This window comes from Solwaraspora sp. WMMD792 (assembly GCF_029626105.1).
Taxonomy (GTDB): Bacteria; Actinomycetota; Actinomycetes; order Mycobacteriales; family Micromonosporaceae; genus Micromonospora_E.
On the sequence record NZ_JARUBH010000009.1, the window covers coordinates 4,912,513 to 4,930,090 of the forward strand.

The following is a 17,578-nucleotide window of genomic DNA, read 5'->3' on the forward strand; positions in this document are numbered from 1 at the left end:
GTCAACCCACGCTCGCCGACAGGGCGTCGGCGTCCCGGGACATCCCGGCGGCGGTCGCCGCGCGGTACGCCCGCACCGCCTCACCGTAAACGTCGAGCAGCCCGGCCGCAGTGCGTGTCCAGGAGAACTGCCGGGCGTGCTCCACCGCGCCCCGACCGAGCCGGTCCCGCAACGCCGGAGCGGCAAGCAGATCGCCGATCGCCCGGCCCCAGTCGTCCGGGTGGTGCCCGTCGACCAGCATCCCGCTGTGCCCGTCGCGGACCGCGGTGACCAGGCCACCGACTGAGGCGGCCAGCACCGGCGTGCCGCAGGCCTGAGCCTCCAGGGCGACCAGGCCGAATGATTCGTTGTACGACGGCACCGCGACCAGGTCGGCGGCCCGGAACAGGGCCGGCAGGTCGGTATGGCCCAGCGGCGGCATGAACCGCACCAGATCCTCGACTCCCAGCGATCTGGCCAGGTCGATCAGGGCACCCGGCTGGTCCAGACCGGTGCCGCTCGGGCCGCCGGCGACCACCACCGTGAGATCGGCGACCGCACCCGGATCCCGCCGACGCAGCGCGGCCACCGCGCGCAGCAGCACGTCCGGCGCCTTCAGCGGCTGGATCCGGCCGGCGAACGCCACCAGATGGCCACGGACCGGCAGGCCGAACCGCCGTCGGGCGGCCGCCCGGGTGGCCTGTTCCCGGCCGGGCGGGCCGGGCCGGAACCGGTCCAGGTCGACGCCCGGTTCGACCACGGAGACCCGGTCCGCCTCGGCGCCGTACCAGTCGATCAGCTCGCCGGCCTCGGTCCTGGTGTTCGCCACCAGATGGTCCGCCTCGGTGACCACCTGTTCCTCGCCGATGATCCGGGGGGCCGGCTCCGGCCGGTCACCGGCCGCCAGCCGGGCGTTCTTGACCTTGGCGAGCGTGTGCGCGGTGTGCACCAGCGGCACCCCCCAGCGCTCCTTCGCCAGCCACCCGACCTGCCCGGAGAGCCAGTAGTGTGAGTGGATCAGGTCGTAGTAGCCGGGTGCCCGGGCGGCCTCTGCCCGCAGCACCCCGGCGGTGAATGCGCAGAGCTGCGCCGGCAGGTCCTCCTTCGGCAGCGGCTCCAGCGGGCCGGAGATCACCTGCCGCACCCGTACGCCGGGTGCCATCTCCACCACCGGCGGTACGCCACCCGCCGTCGCCCGGGTGAAGATCTCGACCTCCACGCCGGCCTCGGCCAGCCGCCGGGACACCTCGACGATGTAGACGTTCATGCCGCCGGCGTCGCCGGTGCCCGGCGAGTCCAGCGGAGAGGTGTGCACCGACAGTGTCGCGACCCGACGGGGACGCGGCGGCGGGTTGTCACCCGGCCCGGCCTGACCCACCTGCACCACGTCGCTCCCTCCGCTCGCCTGATCGCAGCCAACGCCACCAACCAGGACGACCCGTCACATCTTCCCGGTACTGGCAGCGACATGCCGCACTACAGCGGGTGGAGGTGACCCACCTCTCGCCGACGGCGACGCCCGAGACCGACCGGCGGCGACCGTCCCGGGCCGCCAAGCGGCGACAATGGCTGGATGACACCGATCGCCATCGTCACCGGAGCGTCCAGCGGAATCGGCGCGGCAACCGCCCGCCGGCTGGCCGCCGAGGGCTTCCACGTGGTCGCCGCCGCCCGCCGCGGCGACCGGCTCGCCGACCTGGTCGACTCGATTCGCGACAACGGCGGGGCCGCCACCGCGGTGACCTGCGACGTCACCGACGACGGATCGGTGGCCGGGTTGGTGCAGGCGGTCAGCGGGTTGGCTCGGCAGGGTGACCGGTCCGGGCGGGTCACCCTGCTGGTGAACAACGCCGGCGGGGCGCGCGGGCTGGACCCGGTCGAGTCCGCACCGGTGGCCGACTGGCGGTGGATGTACGAGGTGAACGTGCTCGGCACGCTGCGGGTCACCCAGGCTCTGCTGCCGGCGCTGACCGCCAGCGGGGCCGGCACCGTCGTGGTGATCGGCTCCACCGCCGGGCAGGTCGTCTACGAGGGCGGTGGCGGCTACACCGCCGCCAAGCACGGCCAGACCGCGCTGGCCGAGACGCTCCGACTGGAGCTGTGCGGCCGGCCGGTCCGGGTGGTCGAGATCGATCCGGGCATGGTGCGTACCGACGAGTTCAGCGTGAACCGGTTTGGCGGGGACACCGCACGGGCCGACGCGGTCTACGCCGGGGTGGCCGAGCCGCTGGTCGCCGACGACATCGCGGACTGCGTCGCCTGGTGCGCCACCCGGCCGCAGCACGTCAACGTGGACCGGCTGGTGGTCCGCCCGTTGGCCCAGGCAGCGCAGCACAAGGTGCACCGGGTGCTGCCCGGGTGAGCAGGGGGAGTCGAATGGCCCGACCGGTCGGAGCCCGCGCGCCCGACGCGGCCCGGCCGGTCGGCGAGGTCACCCGGGGCACTACCGCACCGAACCGCCTCCGCCGGGCCGACCGGTGGATCGCGTACCGCTGCGGGCCGGCACTGACGGACGCAGCCCGGCCACCGCTGGTGGTCGACCTCGGTTTCGGCGCCCACCCGGTGACCACCGTCGAGCTGGCCGCCCGGCTGCGGTCGGTGCGACCGGACGTGCGGGTGGTCGGCCTGGAGATCGACCCGGACCGGGTCGCGGCGGCGGCTCCGGCCGCCGCGCCGCCACAACTGACCTTCGGCCGGGGTGGATTCGAGCTGGCCGGGCTCCGGCCGGTGCTGGTCCGCGCGTTCAACGTACTGCGCCAGTACGCCGAACCCGACGTCGCGGCGGCGTGGGCGACGATGCGCGCCGCGCTCGCTCCCGGAGGTTTGCTGGTCGAGGGGACCTGTGACGAACCGGGCCGGGTCTGCTCCTGGGTGCTGCTCGACGCCACCGGGCCGGTCTCGCTGACCCTGGCCGGCCGGTTGGCGACGCTGGCCGGCCCGGCCGGCGACGGGCCGGCGGTGCTCGCCGAACGGCTGCCGAAGGCGCTGATCCACCGCAACGTGCCGGGCGAGCGGGTGCACGCGCTGCTGCGGGCGCTCGACGAGAGCTGGCGGGCGGCGGCCGGCTACGCACCGTACGGGCCACGGCAGCGCTGGCTGCGCACGGTGGCGGCGGTGCGCGACGGCGGCTGGCCGGTGCTGGACCGACCGGCGCGGTGGCGGCTCGGCGAGTTGACCGTGCCCTGGTCGGCGGTGGCCCCGGCCGACGGCGCAACGGTCGAATCCGGCCGGCGGGTCGGCTAGTCGAACGAGCAGTTGACCAGGACCGGCTCCGGGTGCAGGGTCACGCCGAACCGGTCGCGGACCCCGTCTCTGATGGTGCCGGCCAGGTCGAGCAGCGCGGCGGTGCTGCCGCCGCCCCGGTGGGTGAGCGCCAGGGTGTGCTTGCTGGAGATGGCGACCGGCGCGTCGCCGCCCGGGTAGCCCTTGCCGTACCCGGCCTTGTCGATCAGCCAGGCCGCGCTGACCTTGACCGAGTCGCCACCGGCGACCGGCCAGGTCGCCGGCTCGCCCGTCCCGGCCGCGGCGACCCGGGCGTGGAACCGCCGCGCGGCGGCGGCGTCCAGCACCGGGTTGGTGAAGAACGAGCCCACCGAGCGGGTGTCCGGGTCGGTGGCGTCGAGCACCATCCCCTTGCCGGCCCGTAGCCGCAGCACCGCGGCACGGGCGTCGGCCAGCGGCACCCGGTCACCGACGGCGACACCGAGGCTGCGGGCCAACTCGGCGTAGCGCACCGGGGTGGACAGCTCGCTGCGGGCCAGTCGGAAGTCCACCGCCAGCACCAGGTAGCGGTCGTTGCGTTTGAACAGGCTGTCCCGGTAGGCGAACCGGCAGTCGGCGGCGGACAACGCGTACCGCTCGTCGGTGAGCCGGTCGTGCACGTGCACGGCCTGCACGGTCTCGGCGACCTCCTGACCGTAGGCGCCGACGTTCTGGATCGGGGTGGCACCGGCCGCCCCGGGGATGCCGGACAGGCACTCCACCCCGGACCAGCCGGCGGCGACGGTGGCGGCGACCAGGTCGTCCCACGGCTCGCCGGCCTCGACCCGGATGGTGACGGTGGCCGGACCACCAGCCCTCGCCGGTTCCTCGGCGACCACCTGGAACCCGGTGGAGCGGACCAGGATCACCGTGCCGGGGAAGCCGTCGTCGCCGACCACCACGTTGCTGCCGCCGCTGAGCAGCAGAGTCTGCTCGCCGCGCCGGCCGGCGTCCCGGACCGCCTCGGTCAACTCGTCGGCGGTGGTCGCGGTGACCAGCCGGTCGGCCGGGCCGCCGAGGGCGAGCGTGGTATAGCGTGCCAACGGCGCAAGGGCCGTCGGGTCTTCAGCAGATGGCGCGTGGGCACTAACGTCAGGCACGCCCCTCACCCTAGGCTGGAATCCACCCGCGCCACGCCACTGGCTGTCGGCTCGACCCGGAGGATCATGATGAGCAGGCTGCACGGCTCCAAGGACTTCTGGCTCGGCGCACTGCGGGCGGACGGTTCGGCGTTCCGGGCGGCGGTCGCCCAGGCGCCGCTGGACGCGCCGGTGCCGTCCTGCCCGGACTGGACGGTGGTCGACCTGGTGCACCACCTCGGCATCGTGTACATGTGGGTGCGGGAGACCGTGTCGCGCGGTGTCGCCGACCCGAGGGAGGAGCGGCCGCCGGCCGCCGCCAAACCCGACGGGGCCGAAGCGGTCGGCTGGTGGCAGCAGGAGTACGACGCGCTGGTCACCCTGCTGGACGGGCTCGACCCGGAACTGCCGGCATGGAACTGGGCGCCGCAGGCCAAGAAGGTCGGCTTCTGGGTACGGCGGGTAGCGCACGAGACCGCGGTGCACCGCTGGGACGCGCAGACGGCGGTCGTCGGGGTGGAGCCGGTCGAAGCGAAACTGGCGGTGGACGGGATCAGCGAGGTGCTGGACACCTGGCTGCCGGCGGGCCGGCGGCGCAACCACCAGCCGGCGTACGGGGTGACGCATCTGGTGGCGACCGACGCCGATCAGGAGTGGTACGTCCGGTTGCGGGGCGAGGGAATGGCGCTGCTGGACACCGACACGATCCTCGACTCCGATGATCACCACACCCGGACCCTGGCCACCGGCACCGCGAGTGACCTGCTCCTCGGGCTCTGGGGTCGGGTGCAGTTCGACGTGCTGGACGTCTCCGGCGACGCGGCACTGCTGGACGCGCTGCGGGTCGGCTGACCACTGCCCGCTCTTTCGTCCGTCGGGACTGGTGTAGGTAACGCGCCGGCAACGTTCTGAGAACGCTCTCTTGACAGGGGAGTGATTGACGTCCCACTCTCGTGAGAGCGCTCTCACCAGGCCTTGCCGGATCACCCGGCCAGGTCGTCAGGGTCGACAGAGAGCCAGCCAGCAACCACGCAGTTTCCGCACCCCACCATGCCTGGACCTGAGAGGGGTCAATCCATGGGCGCCAATTCACGCCGTCGGCTGGTCACCGCGACCGCCGCCGCGGTCACCGTACTCGCCGCAGCCACCGGCTGCGGCGGCGACGAAGCCGCCGACGACGGCACCATCACCCTGACCGTCGACGTCTTCGGCCAGTTCGGCTACGAGGAGCTGTACAAGCAGTACGAGGCCGAGAACCCGGGCATCAAGATCGTCGAACGGGGCACCGGCACCAACCTCGACGAGTACTCCCCCAAGCTGACCCAGTGGCTGGCCGCCGGCAAGGGCGCCGGCGACATCGTCGCCATCGAGGAGGGCCTGCTGATCGAGTACAAGGCCAACCCGCAGAACTTCGTGAACCTGCTTGACCACGGTGCCGCCGAGCTCGAAGGCAACTTCATGCCGTGGAAGTGGGACCAGGCGCTGACCGCCGACGGCAGCCAGCTGATCGGGCTCGGCACCGACGTCGGCGGCATGGCGATGTGCTACCGCACCGACCTGTTCGAGGCCGCCGGGCTGCCGACCGACCGCGACGAGGTCTCCGCGCTCTGGCCGACCTGGCAGGACTACATCTCCGTCGGCGAGCAGTTCGTCGAGGCCGACACCGGCGCGTCGTTCCTGGACGCGGCGACCCAGACGTTCAACACGATCGTGCTGCAGACCGCTGGCGCCGCCGAGGGCTACCACTACTACGACCTCGACGACAACCTCGTCGTCGACACCAACCCGGCCGTCAAGCAGGCCTGGGACATCACCATGGACATCATCGACTCCGACCTGAGCGGCAAGTACGGCGCCTGGTCCGACGAGTGGGTGGCCGCGTTCAAGCAGGCCAAGTTCGCCACCATCGCCTGCCCGGCCTGGATGACCGGCGTGATCGAGGGCAACGCCGGCCCGGAGGCGGCCGGCAAGTGGGACATCGCCAAGGTGCCCGGCGACGGCGGCAACTGGGGCGGGTCGCACCTGGCCGTGCCGGCGCAGAGCGAGCACCAGGAGGAAGCCGTCAAGCTGGTCAAGTTCCTGACCAGCCCGGAGGGGCACATCGGGGCGTTCAAGGCCAAGGGCCCGCTGCCGTCGTCGCCGCAGGCGCTCGACGACCCGGCGATCCTGGAGGCGACCAGCGAGTACTTCAACGACGCCCCGATCGGGCAGATCTTCGGTGAGGGCGCCAAGAACCTCAAGCCGGTCTACATGGGACCCAAGAACCAGGCGGTCCGCACCGAGGTGGAGAACGCCGTCCGTACGGTCGAGCTGGGTCAGCGTACGCCCGACGAGGGCTGGACCGACGCGGTGAACAACGCCAAGACGGCGGCCGAGAAGTGACCGCGGGCCGGGTGGCGCAGGTCGAGCCGGAGCAGCCGGCCGCCGACGCCACCCGGCCGGCCCGGCGACAGCCCGAGCCGCCGCACCGGCGGCCCCGGCTGTGGCTGGCCCGGCTGGACACCAAAGCCTCCCCGTACCTGTACATCGCGCCGTTCTTCGTGCTGTTCGCGATCTTCGGCGCCTACCCGCTGGGCTACACGTTCTGGGTGTCGCTGCACGACTGGGACCTGCTCGCCGCCGAGCACCCGTTCGTCGGCTTCGACAACTACAGCCGGCTGCTCGCCGACGGCGACTTCTGGAACTCGGTGCTCAACACGTTGGGCATCTTCGTCATCTCCACCGTGCCGCAGCTGCTGCTGGCGCTCTGGCTGGCCCACCTGCTGAACCGGCAGCTGCGGGCCCGTACGTCGTTCCGGATGAGCATCCTGATCCCGAACATCACCTCGACGGCGGCGGTGGCGATCGTCTTCGGCCAGCTGTTCAGCCGCGAGTTCGGCATGATCAACTGGGCGCTGGACCTGGTCGGCATCGACGCCATCGACTGGCGCAACACCCGGTTCGGCGCCTGGGTGGCGATCTCGACGATGGTCGACTGGCGGTGGACCGGCTACAACGCGCTGATCTTCCTGGCCGCGATGCAGTCCATTCCGAAGGACCTGTACGAGTCGGCGTCGATCGACGGCGCCAGCCCGGTCCGACAGTTCTGGTCGATCACCGTGCCGATGCTGCGGCCGACGATCGTCTTCTGCGTCATCATCTCCACCATCGGCGGGCTGCAGCTGTTCACCGAGCCGCTGCTGTTCAACTCCGGCCCCAACCCGATCCGGGGTGGGCCGCTGCGCGAGTCGCAGACGATGACCATGTACATGTTCGAGAACGCGTTCGCGCCGCACTTCAACTTCGGCTACGGATCGGCGATCGCCTGGATGCTGTTCGCCCTGATCGTCGTCATCTCGCTGATCAACGTGCTGGTGATCCGCCGGCTCGGCAACAGCACCCGGAAGCAGGGGTGAGCACCGTGAAAGCCAGTCAGCACCTGTGGAGCGCCAGCAAACTGACGTACGCCACGCTGATCGTCGCCGGGCTGATGTCGATCTTCCCGATCTACTGGATGTTCGTGGTCGCCACCCGGTCCAGTGACGCGATGGGGCAGATCCCGCCGCCGCTCACCCCGGGCGGCAACCTGCCGGGCAACATCGAGCGGCTGTTCAACAACCCCGACGCGTACTTCCTCACCGGCATGATCAACTCGGCGATCGTCGCCGGCACCGTCACCTTCTCGGTGGTGCTGTTCTCGTCGCTGGCCGGGTTCGCCTTCGCCAAACTGCGGTTCAAGGGCTCCAACGCCCTGCTGCTGGTGATCATCGCGACGATGATGGTGCCGACCCAGCTCGGCGTCATCCCGCTGTACATGCTGATGAGCCAGCTGGACTGGAACGACCGGCTCGCCGCGGTCATCGTGCCGGCGCTGGTCACCGGCTTCGGGGTGTTCCTGATGCGCCAGTACGCCAGCCAGGCGGTCAGCACCGAACTGATCGAGGCGGCCCGGGTCGACGGCTGCTCCACGCTACGGATCTACTGGAACGTGGTGCTGCCGGCGCTGCGCCCCGCCGCCGCCGTGCTCGGCCTGCTCACCTTCATGACCATGTGGAACGACTTCCTCTGGCCGTACGCGGTGCTCAACGACCCGGAGAACCCGACCGTGCAGCTGTCGCTGCGGGCGCTGTCGAACGGCTACTACAACGACATGTCGCAGGTCTTCACCGGTACGGCGCTCGCTACGCTGCCACTACTGATCGTGTTCATCATTTTCGGCCGTCAGATCATCGGCGGCATCATGGAAGGTGCTGTCAAGGCGTGACGAACTCCAACGAGCCCGTACGATTCCCCGACTCGTTCATCTGGGGCGCGGCGACCGCGTCGTACCAGATCGAAGGCGCCGCCCGGGAAGCCGGTCGCGGCCCGTCGATCTGGGACACGTTCAGCCGTACGCCGGGCAAGGTGCACGCCGGGCACACCGGGGACGTCGCCTGCGACCACTACCACCGCTACCGCGACGACGTGGCGCTGATGGCCGAACTGGGGCTGCACACCTACCGGTTCTCGATCGCCTGGCCGCGCGTACAGCCGGACGGCACCGGCCCGGTCAACCCGTACGGGCTGGACTTCTACGACCGGCTCGTCGACGAGCTGCGCGGGCACGGCATCGAGCCGATCATCACGCTCTACCACTGGGACCTGCCGCAGACCCTGGAGGACCGGGGCGGCTGGACCAACCGGGAGACGGCCGAGGCCTTCGCCGAGTACGCGCGGGCCGTGTACGCCCGGCTCGGCGACCGGGTCCAGACCTGGACCACGCTCAACGAGCCGTGGTGCGCGGCGTACCTCGGTTACGGCTCCGGGTTGCACGCACCGGGCCGCACCGACCCGGCCGCCACCTTCCAGACCGTGCACCACCTGCTGCTCGGCCACGGGCTGGCCAACCAGGCGCTGCGCGCCGCCGGCGCGTCCACCGTCGGGATCACGGTCAACCCGACCTCGGCGTTCCCCGCCGACCCGGCCAGCGAAGCCGACGCCAAGGCGGTCGAGCTGGTCGAGGACCTGCAGAACCGGATCTTCCTCGATCCGATCCTGCGCGGCGGCTACCCGCAGCGCATCCTCGACCACGTCAGCCGGTTCACCAGTCTGGACCACATCCGCGACGGCGACGAAAAGATCATCGGCGAGCCGATCGACCTGCTCGGTATCAACTACTACTCCCCCACCTACCTGGCGGCGAAGGAGGGCGCACCCGGTGGCGGCGGGGCGTTCCCCGGCACCGAGGGCATCGAGTTCATCGCCCCGGCACCGCCGCTGACCGACATGGGCTGGCAGATTCAGCCGTCCGGGCTGACCGCGCTGCTGAGCAAGCTGGGGCGGGACTACCCGGGCGTACCGATGATCATCACCGAAAACGGCGCCGCCTTCCCCGACCAGCTGGACCCCGACGGCGAACGGGTCGACGACAGCGACCGGGTCGCCTACCTGGACGGGCATCTGCGGGCCGCGCACGCCGCGATCGCCGCCGGGGTCGACCTGCGCGGTTACCTGGTGTGGTCGCTACTGGACAACTTTGAGTGGTCGTACGGCTACGCCAAGCGATTCGGCATCGTGTACGTGGACTACCTGACCCAGCGGCGGGTGCCGAAGGCCAGCGCACGGTGGTACCAAGAGGTGATCCGCCGCAACGGCATCGGCTGAGCCGCTGGCGTTTTCCGAGGTGGCGGGAGCTTTTACAGACGGGGAGCGCAGGCGTGAGCATGGCCAGGGAACGTCCGACGCTGGAGGCAGTCGCCCGCCGGGCCGGCGTGTCCCGGGCCACCGTGTCGCGCGTGGTGAACGGCTCCACCACCGTTGCCGAACCGATTCAGGACGCGGTCCGGCGGGCGGTCCAGGAGCTGGGGTACGTCCCCAACCTGGCCGCCCGCAGCCTGGTCACCCAGCGCACCGACTCGATGGGGCTGATCCTGCCGGAGACCGCCACCCGGGTCTTCTCCGACGACCAGGTCTTCCCCGGCATCATCCACGGCGTCAGCCAGGAGCTGGAGGCGGCCGACAAGCAGCTGGTGCTGATGATGTCCGGCTCGGTCGGCAGCCACGACCGGGTCGAGCGGTACGCCCTGGGCCGACACGTCGACGGAGTCATGTTCGCCTCGATCCACGGCGTCGACCCGATGCCCGGCACGCTGGCCCGCAGCGGCCTGCCGGTGGTGTGCAGCGGCCGACCAATGGGCCAGGTCAGCGCCGGAGTGCCGTACGTTGACGTGGAGAACGAGGCCGGTGCCGAGCGGGCGGTCCGCTACCTGCTCGAGTCCGGCCGGCAGCGGGTGGCGACAATCGCCGGCCCACAGGACATGATCGCCGGGGTGGACCGGCTGGCCGGCTACCGTACGGTGATCCGGGAGACCGGTGGGCGGTCGCTGGTCGCCGCCGGCGACTTCACCCGCGAGTCGGGCGCGGTCGCGATGCGTCAGCTGCTCGAGGACGACCCGGCGTTGGACGCGGTCTTCGTCGCCTCCGACCTGATGGCCCACGGTGCCATCCGTACGCTGCGGGAAGCCGGCCGCCGGGTGCCCGACGACGTCGCGATCATCGGCTTCGACGACATCGAGATGGCTGGCTACATGGATCCGGCGCTGACCACCGTCCGCCAGCCGATCCAGGAGATCGGCCGGACGCTGGCCCGGCTGCTGCTACGGCTGGCCGACGGCGAGCCCGTCGAGCCGGCGGTGGTGCTGCCCACCGAACTCGTCCGGCGCGACTCCGCCTGAGGTCCAACTCCAGGTCCGCACCCGGTACGCACCCGGTCCCGCTCTGACCCTGACTCACCCTGCCTGACCCTGACTGACCCTGACTGACTGGGTACGCGCGGTTTGCGAGATCATGCAAATAAATGCAGTCGCCGAAACCACTGGTCAGCCGCAATTCAATTTCGACTTTTCGTAGTTGTCGCAGGTCGGCACGCCCTTGTCGGCACGAGCCGTATAACGACAAGACATTGCCGATCACGAATGGCGCTGTTACGGTGACATCAAATCCGCAACAGGAAGGGGACATCCGTGCGTACTCTCGCAAGAGTCGCCGCCACCGCGGCGATGGTCGTGGGCGCGATGGTTGCCACCGGGACCGCCGCGGTCGCCGCCGATTCGTCGTCGAACGCCCAGGCCAGCACCACGTCCGCCAGCTCGGCTGCGGTCGGCTACTACTACGGCTATGGCAGCGGAAGCAGCGCGAGCAGCGCCATCTACAACGCCAGGTACCAGGCCGAAATCTGGGCACAGATCGACGGCTACAACCCGTTCATCGACTGTTTCGTCGTCAACTCGTACGTGACCCAGATCAGCGACTACTACTACACCGCGAACGTCACCCTGCTCTGCTACTGACCAGCAATACTTGAAGACCGGAACAATTGCGCCGGCTCACCTGAAAAGTGGGCCGGCGCACCCTTCCCGGCCCCGGACCTCGCGCCGTGCTTCGCGCCCCGGGCTTCCTGCTTGGCGCTTCGGGTCGGCGTGTCGGGCGGGTCGGCAACTTCCGGTTACCTCAAGGCGCCTCCGACAACCTGATGCCACACGTGCATCTTGATGCACCTGTGGCATCAAACCTCAACCGGCATCCCCGACCCCGAATGCGTGACACTTCGCGCGCATGTCGACCAGCTCGCCCCTCGGCGACCGCTACGGCGTGCAGCATCCGAGGTTCCGGCCTCACGCCGACGGCGTACCGACCAGGTGCCTCATCGCTGCCAGCGTCTGGTCGATGACGGCGGGGAGGTCGGGGTCGCCGTGCTGGTCGAGCCAGCGGGTCACCGCTATCCGGAACGTGGTCACAGCGATCTCGGCGGCCAGCCGGGCGGTCAGGTCGTCGATGCCGCGATCGCGGAAGCCCTGCTCCAGAGCCTCCGACAGCAGCGAGAACTTGCGCAGCTCGCGCTCGCGCAGGGCGGGCTCGGCATCGATCACGGCCCGTCGGCGGAGCAGATAGTCGAGGCTGCGCCCCTCGAAGATCGCGGCCGCTGCAGGCCCCAGGCCCGTGGCGATCAGGTCCATCGGGCCGAGTGACCGCTGGGCCCCGACCATCAGGCGGGCCACCTGCTCGGGCATCGATTCCTCGCCACCGAACAGCACCTCCCGCTTGTCGGCGAAATGCCGGAAGAACGTACGGGTGGTGAGCCCGGCCCGTGCCGTGATCTGCGGCACGGTGGTCTCGGTGAAGCCCTGCTCGAGGAAGAGGTCGAGCGCGGCCTGCTCGAGCCGTTCCCGCGCTCCCGGCTGCCATCGACCCATGCTGCACATCCTAGTGATGACATGACGTGTCGTGCCGTGCAATAGTGATGACACGACGTGCCATGACTGATGGAGGCGAACATGGCGGGTGAGATCTGGGTGCTCGGCGCGACCGGCCGGGTCGGCCGAGAGGCGGTGCAGCGTCTGCGGCAGGCGGGCACCGAGGTGGTGGTGGTTGGCCGCGATCGGGAGCGGCTGATCCGGATGATTCCGGACACCCGGGCGGTGGCCGGCTCACTCGACGAGATCTGCGCTCGGCTCGCCACCGAGTCGCCGGCCGTCGTGATCAACACGGTGGGCCCGTTCGCGGTCACCGCGCCGCAGGTCGCGCGGGCCTGCCCGGCCGGCACCCACTACGTCGACGTCGGCAACGAACTGAGCGCGTTCGAGTCGCTGCACACCATGCACGCAGATGCTGCGGCGGCCGGTCGCACGCTGGTCTACGGGGCAGGATTCGGCGTGCTCGCGACCGAGAGCATCCTGCTGCACCTGCTGGCGGGCGAGGAAAAACCTTCCCGGGTACGCGTCGACGCGCTCGCGTCGGTCGAGGTCGAACCGGGCGCCCTCGGCGAAGCCCTGGCCGCCACCATCGTGCACGCGGTGCTCGACGGCGGCCGCGAGGTGCGACACGGCCGGTTGGTACGCACCCGGGCCGGCGGTGCCGCCGAGCGGTTGACCACCCCCGACGGCGACGTGGTCACCACCGCCGCCATGGGCAGCGGCGAACTCTTCGCGGCCTGGCAGGCCAGCGGCGCCCCGTCGGTGATCGGCGCCTCGGCTCTCGCCCCCGCCACCCCCGCCGCCAGGGCGGCGATGTCGGCGGTCGGTGGCCTGCTGCGGCTGCCTGGCCTGGCCGGCTTCGCCACCCGGCGGCTCGCCCGCGTCACCACGACCACGGCCAGGGAGCGCCCACGCCGGTCGTCCTGGGGCCGCGCCCGGGTCGAATGGCCGTCCGGCCGGGTACGCGAGGGCTGGCTGCGCACCGGCGAGGGCATGACGTTCACGGCCGACGCCGTCACCGAGGTGGCCCTCCGCCTGGCCAAGGGCGAGGGCCGTCCCGGCGCGTACACCCCGGCCAGGCTCTTCGGCCCCGACGTAGCACTGGCCGCCGGCGCCGAGTTCGTCGCCTGACCCGCCCCCTCGGCGACCACGATTGTTCGAAGATCGAACAGTGAGCCTTTTCCAAGCTGATCTTGCAGGTCAGGGCGGGCGCAGCAAGCCCGGAGAGCGATGAGGGCGAGGCTCCAGGTAAGACAGCAGTCGACCAAGATCCGATGCCCCGACCGGGAGCCTCGCCCGTGCTGTCTTACCCCTCCACGATCCCGCTGTCCAGCCGCACCCTCAACCACCTCACCGACCTCATCCGAGCCCACCGCAACCAGCATCGATCCCGATGGCGGCGCCTCGACCCCGGCCGCCAGGCACTACTCGCCCTGGCCCACCTACGCAACGGCGACACCTACACCCGGCTCGCCGCCGGGTTCGCCGTCGGCGTCGCCACCGCCTGGCGGTACGTGCAGGAAGCGATCGCCCTGCTCGCCGCGGTCGCCGAGGACCTGACCACGGCGATGCGCCGCATCCGACACCTGGCGTACACGATCCTCGACGGCACCCTGATCCCGATCGACCGAGTGGCGGACCAGAAGCCGTACTACTCCGGCAAACACCAGCGCCACGGCGTGAACGTGCAGGTCATCGCCGACGCCGCCGGCCGGCTCGTCTGGGCCTCCCGGACACTGCCGGGCTCGGCGCACGACCTCACCGCCGCCCGCGTCCACGGCATCACCCACGCGCTGACCAGCGCCCAGGTGATGACTTTCGCCGACAAGGGCTACCAGGGCGCCCGAGGCACCGTCCGCACCCCGTTCAAGCGCCACCGCTTCCGACCGAAGCTGTCACGCCGACAGAAGACGATCAACCGGGCGCACGCGAAGATCCGAGCACACGGCGAACGGGCCATCGCCACGCTCAAGACCTGGAAGATCCTGACCAAGCTGCGCTGCAGCCCACACCGCGCCACCGCGATCGTGCAGGCCATCCTCGTCCTGCACCACGTCGAAGCCAACCCCTACACAGGATGAAAATGGCTCAATGATCGACTTGCAGGAGGCCATCCGCAAGGAGCGGACCGCGCGAGGGCTGTCGCAGGAGCAGCTCGGCGCGCTGGTCGGGGTGAGTGGGTCGTCGATCGGCAGCTACGAGGCGGGGCGGCTCATCCCGGTGCCGGCGATCGCCAAGGCACTCGACGGCGTCTTTGAGACCGGCGACCGGATCCAGCGGCTGGCGGCCCAGGCGCGCGGGCAGTCAATCGCGCCGTTCCTGCGCTCGTGGGCCGAGAACGAGGCGCAGGCGAGCATCCTGCGCTACTTCGAACTCTCCGTCGTGCCGGGGCTGTTGCAGACCGAGGCGTACGCCCGACAGTTGCTCACCGACGTCGGCCCGGTTGACGACGTCGAGACATCGCTGGCCAACCGACTGGCCCGGCAGGAGATCATCACCCGGGCAGACAATCCGGCGCACTTCGTCGCGGTGCTGGACCGGTCCGTGCTGCACCGACAGGTCGGCTCGCCGGACGTGATGGTGGAGCAGTTGACCGCGCTCGCCGCCGCCTGTGACCGACCCAACGTTCGGGTGCACGTCGTGCCGGCCACCGCCGGCGCGTACGCCGGGCTCAACGGTCCGTTCGTGCTGGGCACGGTGCACGACCGGAGGGTGGGCTACCTGGACACCCACTTCGGCGGCGAGCCCATCGACGATCCGCAACGGGTGCGTCGGCTCGAACAGGTGTGGGAAGATGTCCGCAGCCACGCCCTGCCCATCGCGGAGTCCCGCGAGATGATCGAGAAAGCGGCGCTGACATGGAGCTGACCGGCACCCCGCGTTTCCGCAAGTCGACCCGGTCCAACGGTGCCGGCGGCGCGTGTGTCGAGGTCGCCGACAACCTGCCCGGCACGGTGCTGGTACGTGACAGCAAGGACCAGGCCGGCCCGGTGCTCACCTTCGCCCCCGCCGCCTGGTCCACCTTCGTCACCCACCTCCCCACGCACCCCTGAGCTCAACTCAGGCAGCGCACCCGGACCGCGATCGGCACCCGCTGAGCGCCGCCCGTGTCCCACTCGATGACGGTCAGCTCGGCGCGGTGCCGTTCCATCGAGACCGCCTCGCCGCCCTCGGTGGCGAGGCAGGTCGGATAGCTCTCGTCCGAGTGCACCGTTCCCAGAGCCAAAGCAAAGTCAGTTGGTCATGGTTGCGATGCGTTGAGCAGGGCCGGGATGAGCATTTTGTCGGCGTGGTGACGTTCCATCACCTGCTTGATCCTGGAGTGTCCAGCGAGCCGGATGAGGGCGATGGTGAGGTTGCGCAGGGCGGCCATGGCGTGGGCGACGCCGCCGAGCCAGGCGTGGTGGGTGTCCTCGCCGAACAGGACGTCACGGACCCAGTGGACCTTGTTCTCGATCCACCAGTGGGTGCGCACGTGTCGGGCGATCTCGGCCCCCGCGCTGGTCAGGCTGGTGATGCCGTGGACGATCTGTTTGCTGATCCGTTGCCCGTCCGGGGCGTACACGTCACGGCGGAGCCGGAACACCGTGGGGAAGTCGACGCCGGTGGCGGGTGCCGTCCAGATGGTGCGGGTGGCCCGACAGCCGCTGCGGCGTTCGGTGTCGGTGTGGTCGCTGGTCGCGGCCGTGGCGGCGGGTAGCCGGTCGGTGATCGCGGCCAGCAGCGCGGGCCTGTTGCCCTTCACGGTGAACACGTAGTCCGCCTCTCGGTTCCGCAGGTAGGTGGCGGTGTCGCCGCTGGGGTGCGCGGCGTCGGCGGTGATCACCGTGCCGGCGACCTCGACGTGATCGAGCAACGCCCGGATCTGGGTGACCTCGGTGGTGCCGGCCGGGACCAGTACCTGGGCGACGACCACCGCGGTGTCGTGGCGCATCGCGGCGAACAACTGCACGTCGACCCCGTCCGGTCCGCCCGAGTGGCGGACGGTCTTACCATCCACCGCCAGCCCGCACTGGTCGGCCGGTGGGGCGAGTCGGGTGGCCAGCCAGGCGCTGACGAGGCGGTCCACCATGGCCGCGTCGACCGCTTCGACCACCCGGCGCAGCGTGTCGCGGCCCGGCGCGACGCGGACCCCGAGCACCGGATGCCGGCGGGCGCCAGCGGCGGCCAGCAGCGGCTGCGGCAACTCGGCCACCCGGTCGGCGGCCTGCCGGAAGTTACGGGCTCCGCACAGCAACGCCATCGTCAGCACGGTCAACACCGCCGCGAGCCGGTGCCGGACGCCCCGCGCCTTCCGTGGATCGGTGACCTGCCCGAACAGTGTCGCCAGCGCGGTGACCTGCCGGGTGTCCACCTCCCCGCGATCATCGGTGACGGTGTCGAACGCGGCGTGGGAGACTGACACGAGCGGCCTTTCTTTGCAGACGACGACTGGCGTAGGAACCTTCATCGTCTACTTGGGAAGGCCGCGCTCGTTCACCACCCTCGGACCAGACCTGCGGACACCCTCCTCACCAGGCAAAACGAAGATCAACTAACTTTGCTTTGGCTCTGGCACCGTTCCCTCGGCGTCCTGCCAATTGTCGGTGAGTACGGAGTAGATCTTGTCCCCATCGTCGGGCTCGCGCACGATGCCGTCCGGATCGAACGCGATCAGTCGTGTCTGCTCGTTCGACCAGACGACGGTGCCGGTCAATACCACCGCAGTGGCCGAATGCCGGTCACGCGCCAACCCGATCTGATAGCTGCCGAGCCCGGCGGCGACGAGCGCGGCGATAGCCGCGAGCGTGATCGATATCCGTCTCTGCTGAGGCGCTGGTACAACGGTGACGCGTCCTTGAGCGGTGCTCGACATCGTGGCAGGGTACGTCAGCAACCAGCGGTGAGGGGTACGATGTGGCTTCGGCGGTTCGATTTCTGCTGGTCACGACGGTGTAGATCGTTGTGGTCGCGTTCGCTTCCGCGATGACGCTGCAGGGGTGATGTCGAGTCACGAGTTCAACCAGGACACGGGATGGGCGAAGGTCGCTGCCCGCACCGGGCCGGTCT

General features: G+C 70.4%; 19 protein-coding genes. 13 read left to right on the top strand and 6 right to left on the bottom strand.

Going from position 1 to position 17,578, the window contains the following annotated elements; genetic code table 11:
* Position 1: 1 nt before the first annotated feature.
* Positions 2-1,366: a D-inositol-3-phosphate glycosyltransferase gene (gene mshA / locus O7629_RS22900; protein WP_278171665.1), complete on the bottom strand. Its 1,365-nt coding sequence runs from the start codon at positions 1,364-1,366 to the stop codon at positions 2-4.
* Positions 1,367-1,552: 186 nt separating this feature from the next.
* Between mshA and O7629_RS22905 the strand changes: the two genes are divergently transcribed.
* Positions 1,553-2,341 (top strand): SDR family oxidoreductase, encoded by a 789-nt coding sequence (locus O7629_RS22905; RefSeq protein WP_278171666.1) that lies wholly within the window; start codon positions 1,553-1,555, stop codon positions 2,339-2,341.
* A 14-nt stretch (positions 2,342-2,355) separates the two neighbouring features.
* A complete protein-coding gene (locus O7629_RS22910) occupies positions 2,356-3,222 on the top strand; it encodes a class I SAM-dependent methyltransferase (RefSeq protein WP_278171667.1) in 867 nt (288 codons plus the stop codon).
* Here O7629_RS22910 and O7629_RS22915 read toward each other — a convergent pair.
* Positions 3,219-4,340: a UDP-N-acetylmuramate dehydrogenase gene (locus O7629_RS22915; protein WP_278171668.1), complete on the bottom strand. Its 1,122-nt coding sequence runs from the start codon at positions 4,338-4,340 to the stop codon at positions 3,219-3,221. The two genes, O7629_RS22910 and O7629_RS22915, sit on opposite strands and share 4 nt — an antisense overlap.
* A gap of 69 nt (positions 4,341-4,409) precedes the next feature.
* Here O7629_RS22915 and O7629_RS22920 point away from each other — a divergent pair, with 69 nt between their 5' ends.
* The 7 genes from O7629_RS22920 (at position 4,410) to O7629_RS22950 (ending at position 11,626) form a co-directional block, all read left to right on the top strand.
* The gene (locus O7629_RS22920) at positions 4,410-5,171 is read left to right on the top strand and encodes a maleylpyruvate isomerase N-terminal domain-containing protein (RefSeq protein ID WP_278171669.1); all 762 of its coding nucleotides are present in this window, start codon (positions 4,410-4,412) and stop codon (positions 5,169-5,171) included.
* A 225-nt stretch (positions 5,172-5,396) separates the two neighbouring features.
* On the top strand, positions 5,397-6,701 hold the full coding sequence (locus tag O7629_RS22925; protein WP_278171670.1) for an ABC transporter substrate-binding protein: 1,305 nt from the start codon (positions 5,397-5,399) through the stop codon (positions 6,699-6,701).
* Positions 6,702-6,799: 98 nt separating this feature from the next.
* On the top strand, positions 6,800-7,714 hold the full coding sequence (locus tag O7629_RS22930) for a sugar ABC transporter permease (protein WP_278174645.1): 915 nt from the start codon (positions 6,800-6,802) through the stop codon (positions 7,712-7,714).
* A gap of 74 nt (positions 7,715-7,788) precedes the next feature.
* Positions 7,789-8,562 (top strand): carbohydrate ABC transporter permease, encoded by a 774-nt coding sequence (locus O7629_RS22935; RefSeq protein WP_123607253.1) that lies wholly within the window; start codon positions 7,789-7,791, stop codon positions 8,560-8,562.
* Positions 8,559-9,941: a GH1 family beta-glucosidase gene (locus O7629_RS22940; protein ID WP_278171672.1), complete on the top strand. Its 1,383-nt coding sequence runs from the start codon at positions 8,559-8,561 to the stop codon at positions 9,939-9,941. The genes O7629_RS22935 and O7629_RS22940 overlap by 4 nt, the downstream gene beginning before the upstream one ends.
* 59 nt (positions 9,942-10,000) lie before the next feature.
* Positions 10,001-11,011, top strand: a complete 1,011-nt coding sequence (locus tag O7629_RS22945; RefSeq protein WP_278174646.1) for a LacI family DNA-binding transcriptional regulator — start codon at positions 10,001-10,003, stop codon at positions 11,009-11,011.
* A 288-nt stretch (positions 11,012-11,299) separates the two neighbouring features.
* Positions 11,300-11,626: a hypothetical protein gene (locus O7629_RS22950; RefSeq protein ID WP_278171673.1), complete on the top strand. Its 327-nt coding sequence runs from the start codon at positions 11,300-11,302 to the stop codon at positions 11,624-11,626.
* Between the two features lie 324 nt (positions 11,627-11,950).
* On the opposite strand, the gene O7629_RS22955 is transcribed toward O7629_RS22950, so the two are convergent.
* A complete protein-coding gene (locus O7629_RS22955; protein WP_278171674.1) occupies positions 11,951-12,529 on the bottom strand; it encodes a TetR/AcrR family transcriptional regulator in 579 nt (192 codons plus the stop codon).
* Between the two features lie 81 nt (positions 12,530-12,610).
* On the opposite strand from O7629_RS22955, the gene O7629_RS22960 reads away from it, so the two are divergent.
* From O7629_RS22960 to O7629_RS22975, 4 genes are all read left to right on the top strand, one after another.
* Complete coding sequence (locus O7629_RS22960) at positions 12,611-13,660, top strand: saccharopine dehydrogenase NADP-binding domain-containing protein (protein ID WP_278171675.1); 1,050 nt, start codon at positions 12,611-12,613, stop codon at positions 13,658-13,660.
* A gap of 167 nt (positions 13,661-13,827) precedes the next feature.
* Positions 13,828-14,610 carry a transposase family protein gene (locus tag O7629_RS22965; protein WP_278169418.1) on the top strand — a complete coding sequence of 261 codons (783 nt, stop codon included), beginning with the start codon at positions 13,828-13,830 and terminating at the stop codon, positions 14,608-14,610.
* Between the two features lie 10 nt (positions 14,611-14,620).
* Complete coding sequence (locus O7629_RS22970; RefSeq protein ID WP_278171676.1) at positions 14,621-15,397, top strand: helix-turn-helix transcriptional regulator; 777 nt, start codon at positions 14,621-14,623, stop codon at positions 15,395-15,397.
* A complete protein-coding gene (locus O7629_RS22975) occupies positions 15,388-15,582 on the top strand; it encodes a DUF397 domain-containing protein (protein ID WP_278171677.1) in 195 nt (64 codons plus the stop codon). Before O7629_RS22970 ends, O7629_RS22975 begins: the two co-directional genes overlap by 10 nt.
* 2 nt (positions 15,583-15,584) lie before the next feature.
* Here the strand turns inward: O7629_RS22975 and O7629_RS22980 are convergent, their stop codons facing one another.
* The 3 genes from O7629_RS22980 to O7629_RS22990 form a co-directional block, all read right to left on the bottom strand.
* A complete protein-coding gene (locus O7629_RS22980; RefSeq protein ID WP_278171679.1) occupies positions 15,585-15,740 on the bottom strand; it encodes a hypothetical protein in 156 nt (51 codons plus the stop codon).
* A gap of 30 nt (positions 15,741-15,770) precedes the next feature.
* On the bottom strand, positions 15,771-16,934 hold the full coding sequence (locus tag O7629_RS22985) for an ISAs1 family transposase (protein ID WP_278171680.1): 1,164 nt from the start codon (positions 16,932-16,934) through the stop codon (positions 15,771-15,773).
* 129 nt (positions 16,935-17,063) lie between these two features.
* Complete coding sequence (locus tag O7629_RS22990; RefSeq protein ID WP_278171681.1) at positions 17,064-17,384, bottom strand: hypothetical protein; 321 nt, start codon at positions 17,382-17,384, stop codon at positions 17,064-17,066.
* Positions 17,385-17,578: the final 194 nt, after the last annotated feature.

Coding starts and splice junctions, on each gene's coding strand:
- O7629_RS22905 (WP_278171666.1), top strand. CDS start 1,553: ATGACACCGATCGCCATCGTCACCGGAGCGTCCAGCGGAATCGGCGCG.
- O7629_RS22910 (WP_278171667.1), top strand. CDS start 2,356: ATGGCCCGACCGGTCGGAGCCCGCGCGCCCGACGCGGCCCGGCCGGTC.
- O7629_RS22920 (WP_278171669.1), top strand. CDS start 4,410: ATGAGCAGGCTGCACGGCTCCAAGGACTTCTGGCTCGGCGCACTGCGG.
- O7629_RS22925 (WP_278171670.1), top strand. CDS start 5,397: ATGGGCGCCAATTCACGCCGTCGGCTGGTCACCGCGACCGCCGCCGCG.
- O7629_RS22935 (WP_123607253.1), top strand. CDS start 7,789: ATGTCGATCTTCCCGATCTACTGGATGTTCGTGGTCGCCACCCGGTCC.
- O7629_RS22945 (WP_278174646.1), top strand. CDS start 10,001: ATGGCCAGGGAACGTCCGACGCTGGAGGCAGTCGCCCGCCGGGCCGGC.
- O7629_RS22955 (WP_278171674.1), bottom strand. CDS start 12,529: ATGGGTCGATGGCAGCCGGGAGCGCGGGAACGGCTCGAGCAGGCCGCG.
- O7629_RS22960 (WP_278171675.1), top strand. CDS start 12,611: ATGGCGGGTGAGATCTGGGTGCTCGGCGCGACCGGCCGGGTCGGCCGA.
- O7629_RS22970 (WP_278171676.1), top strand. CDS start 14,621: ATGATCGACTTGCAGGAGGCCATCCGCAAGGAGCGGACCGCGCGAGGG.
- O7629_RS22975 (WP_278171677.1), top strand. CDS start 15,388: ATGGAGCTGACCGGCACCCCGCGTTTCCGCAAGTCGACCCGGTCCAAC.
- O7629_RS22990 (WP_278171681.1), bottom strand. CDS start 17,384: ATGTCGAGCACCGCTCAAGGACGCGTCACCGTTGTACCAGCGCCTCAG.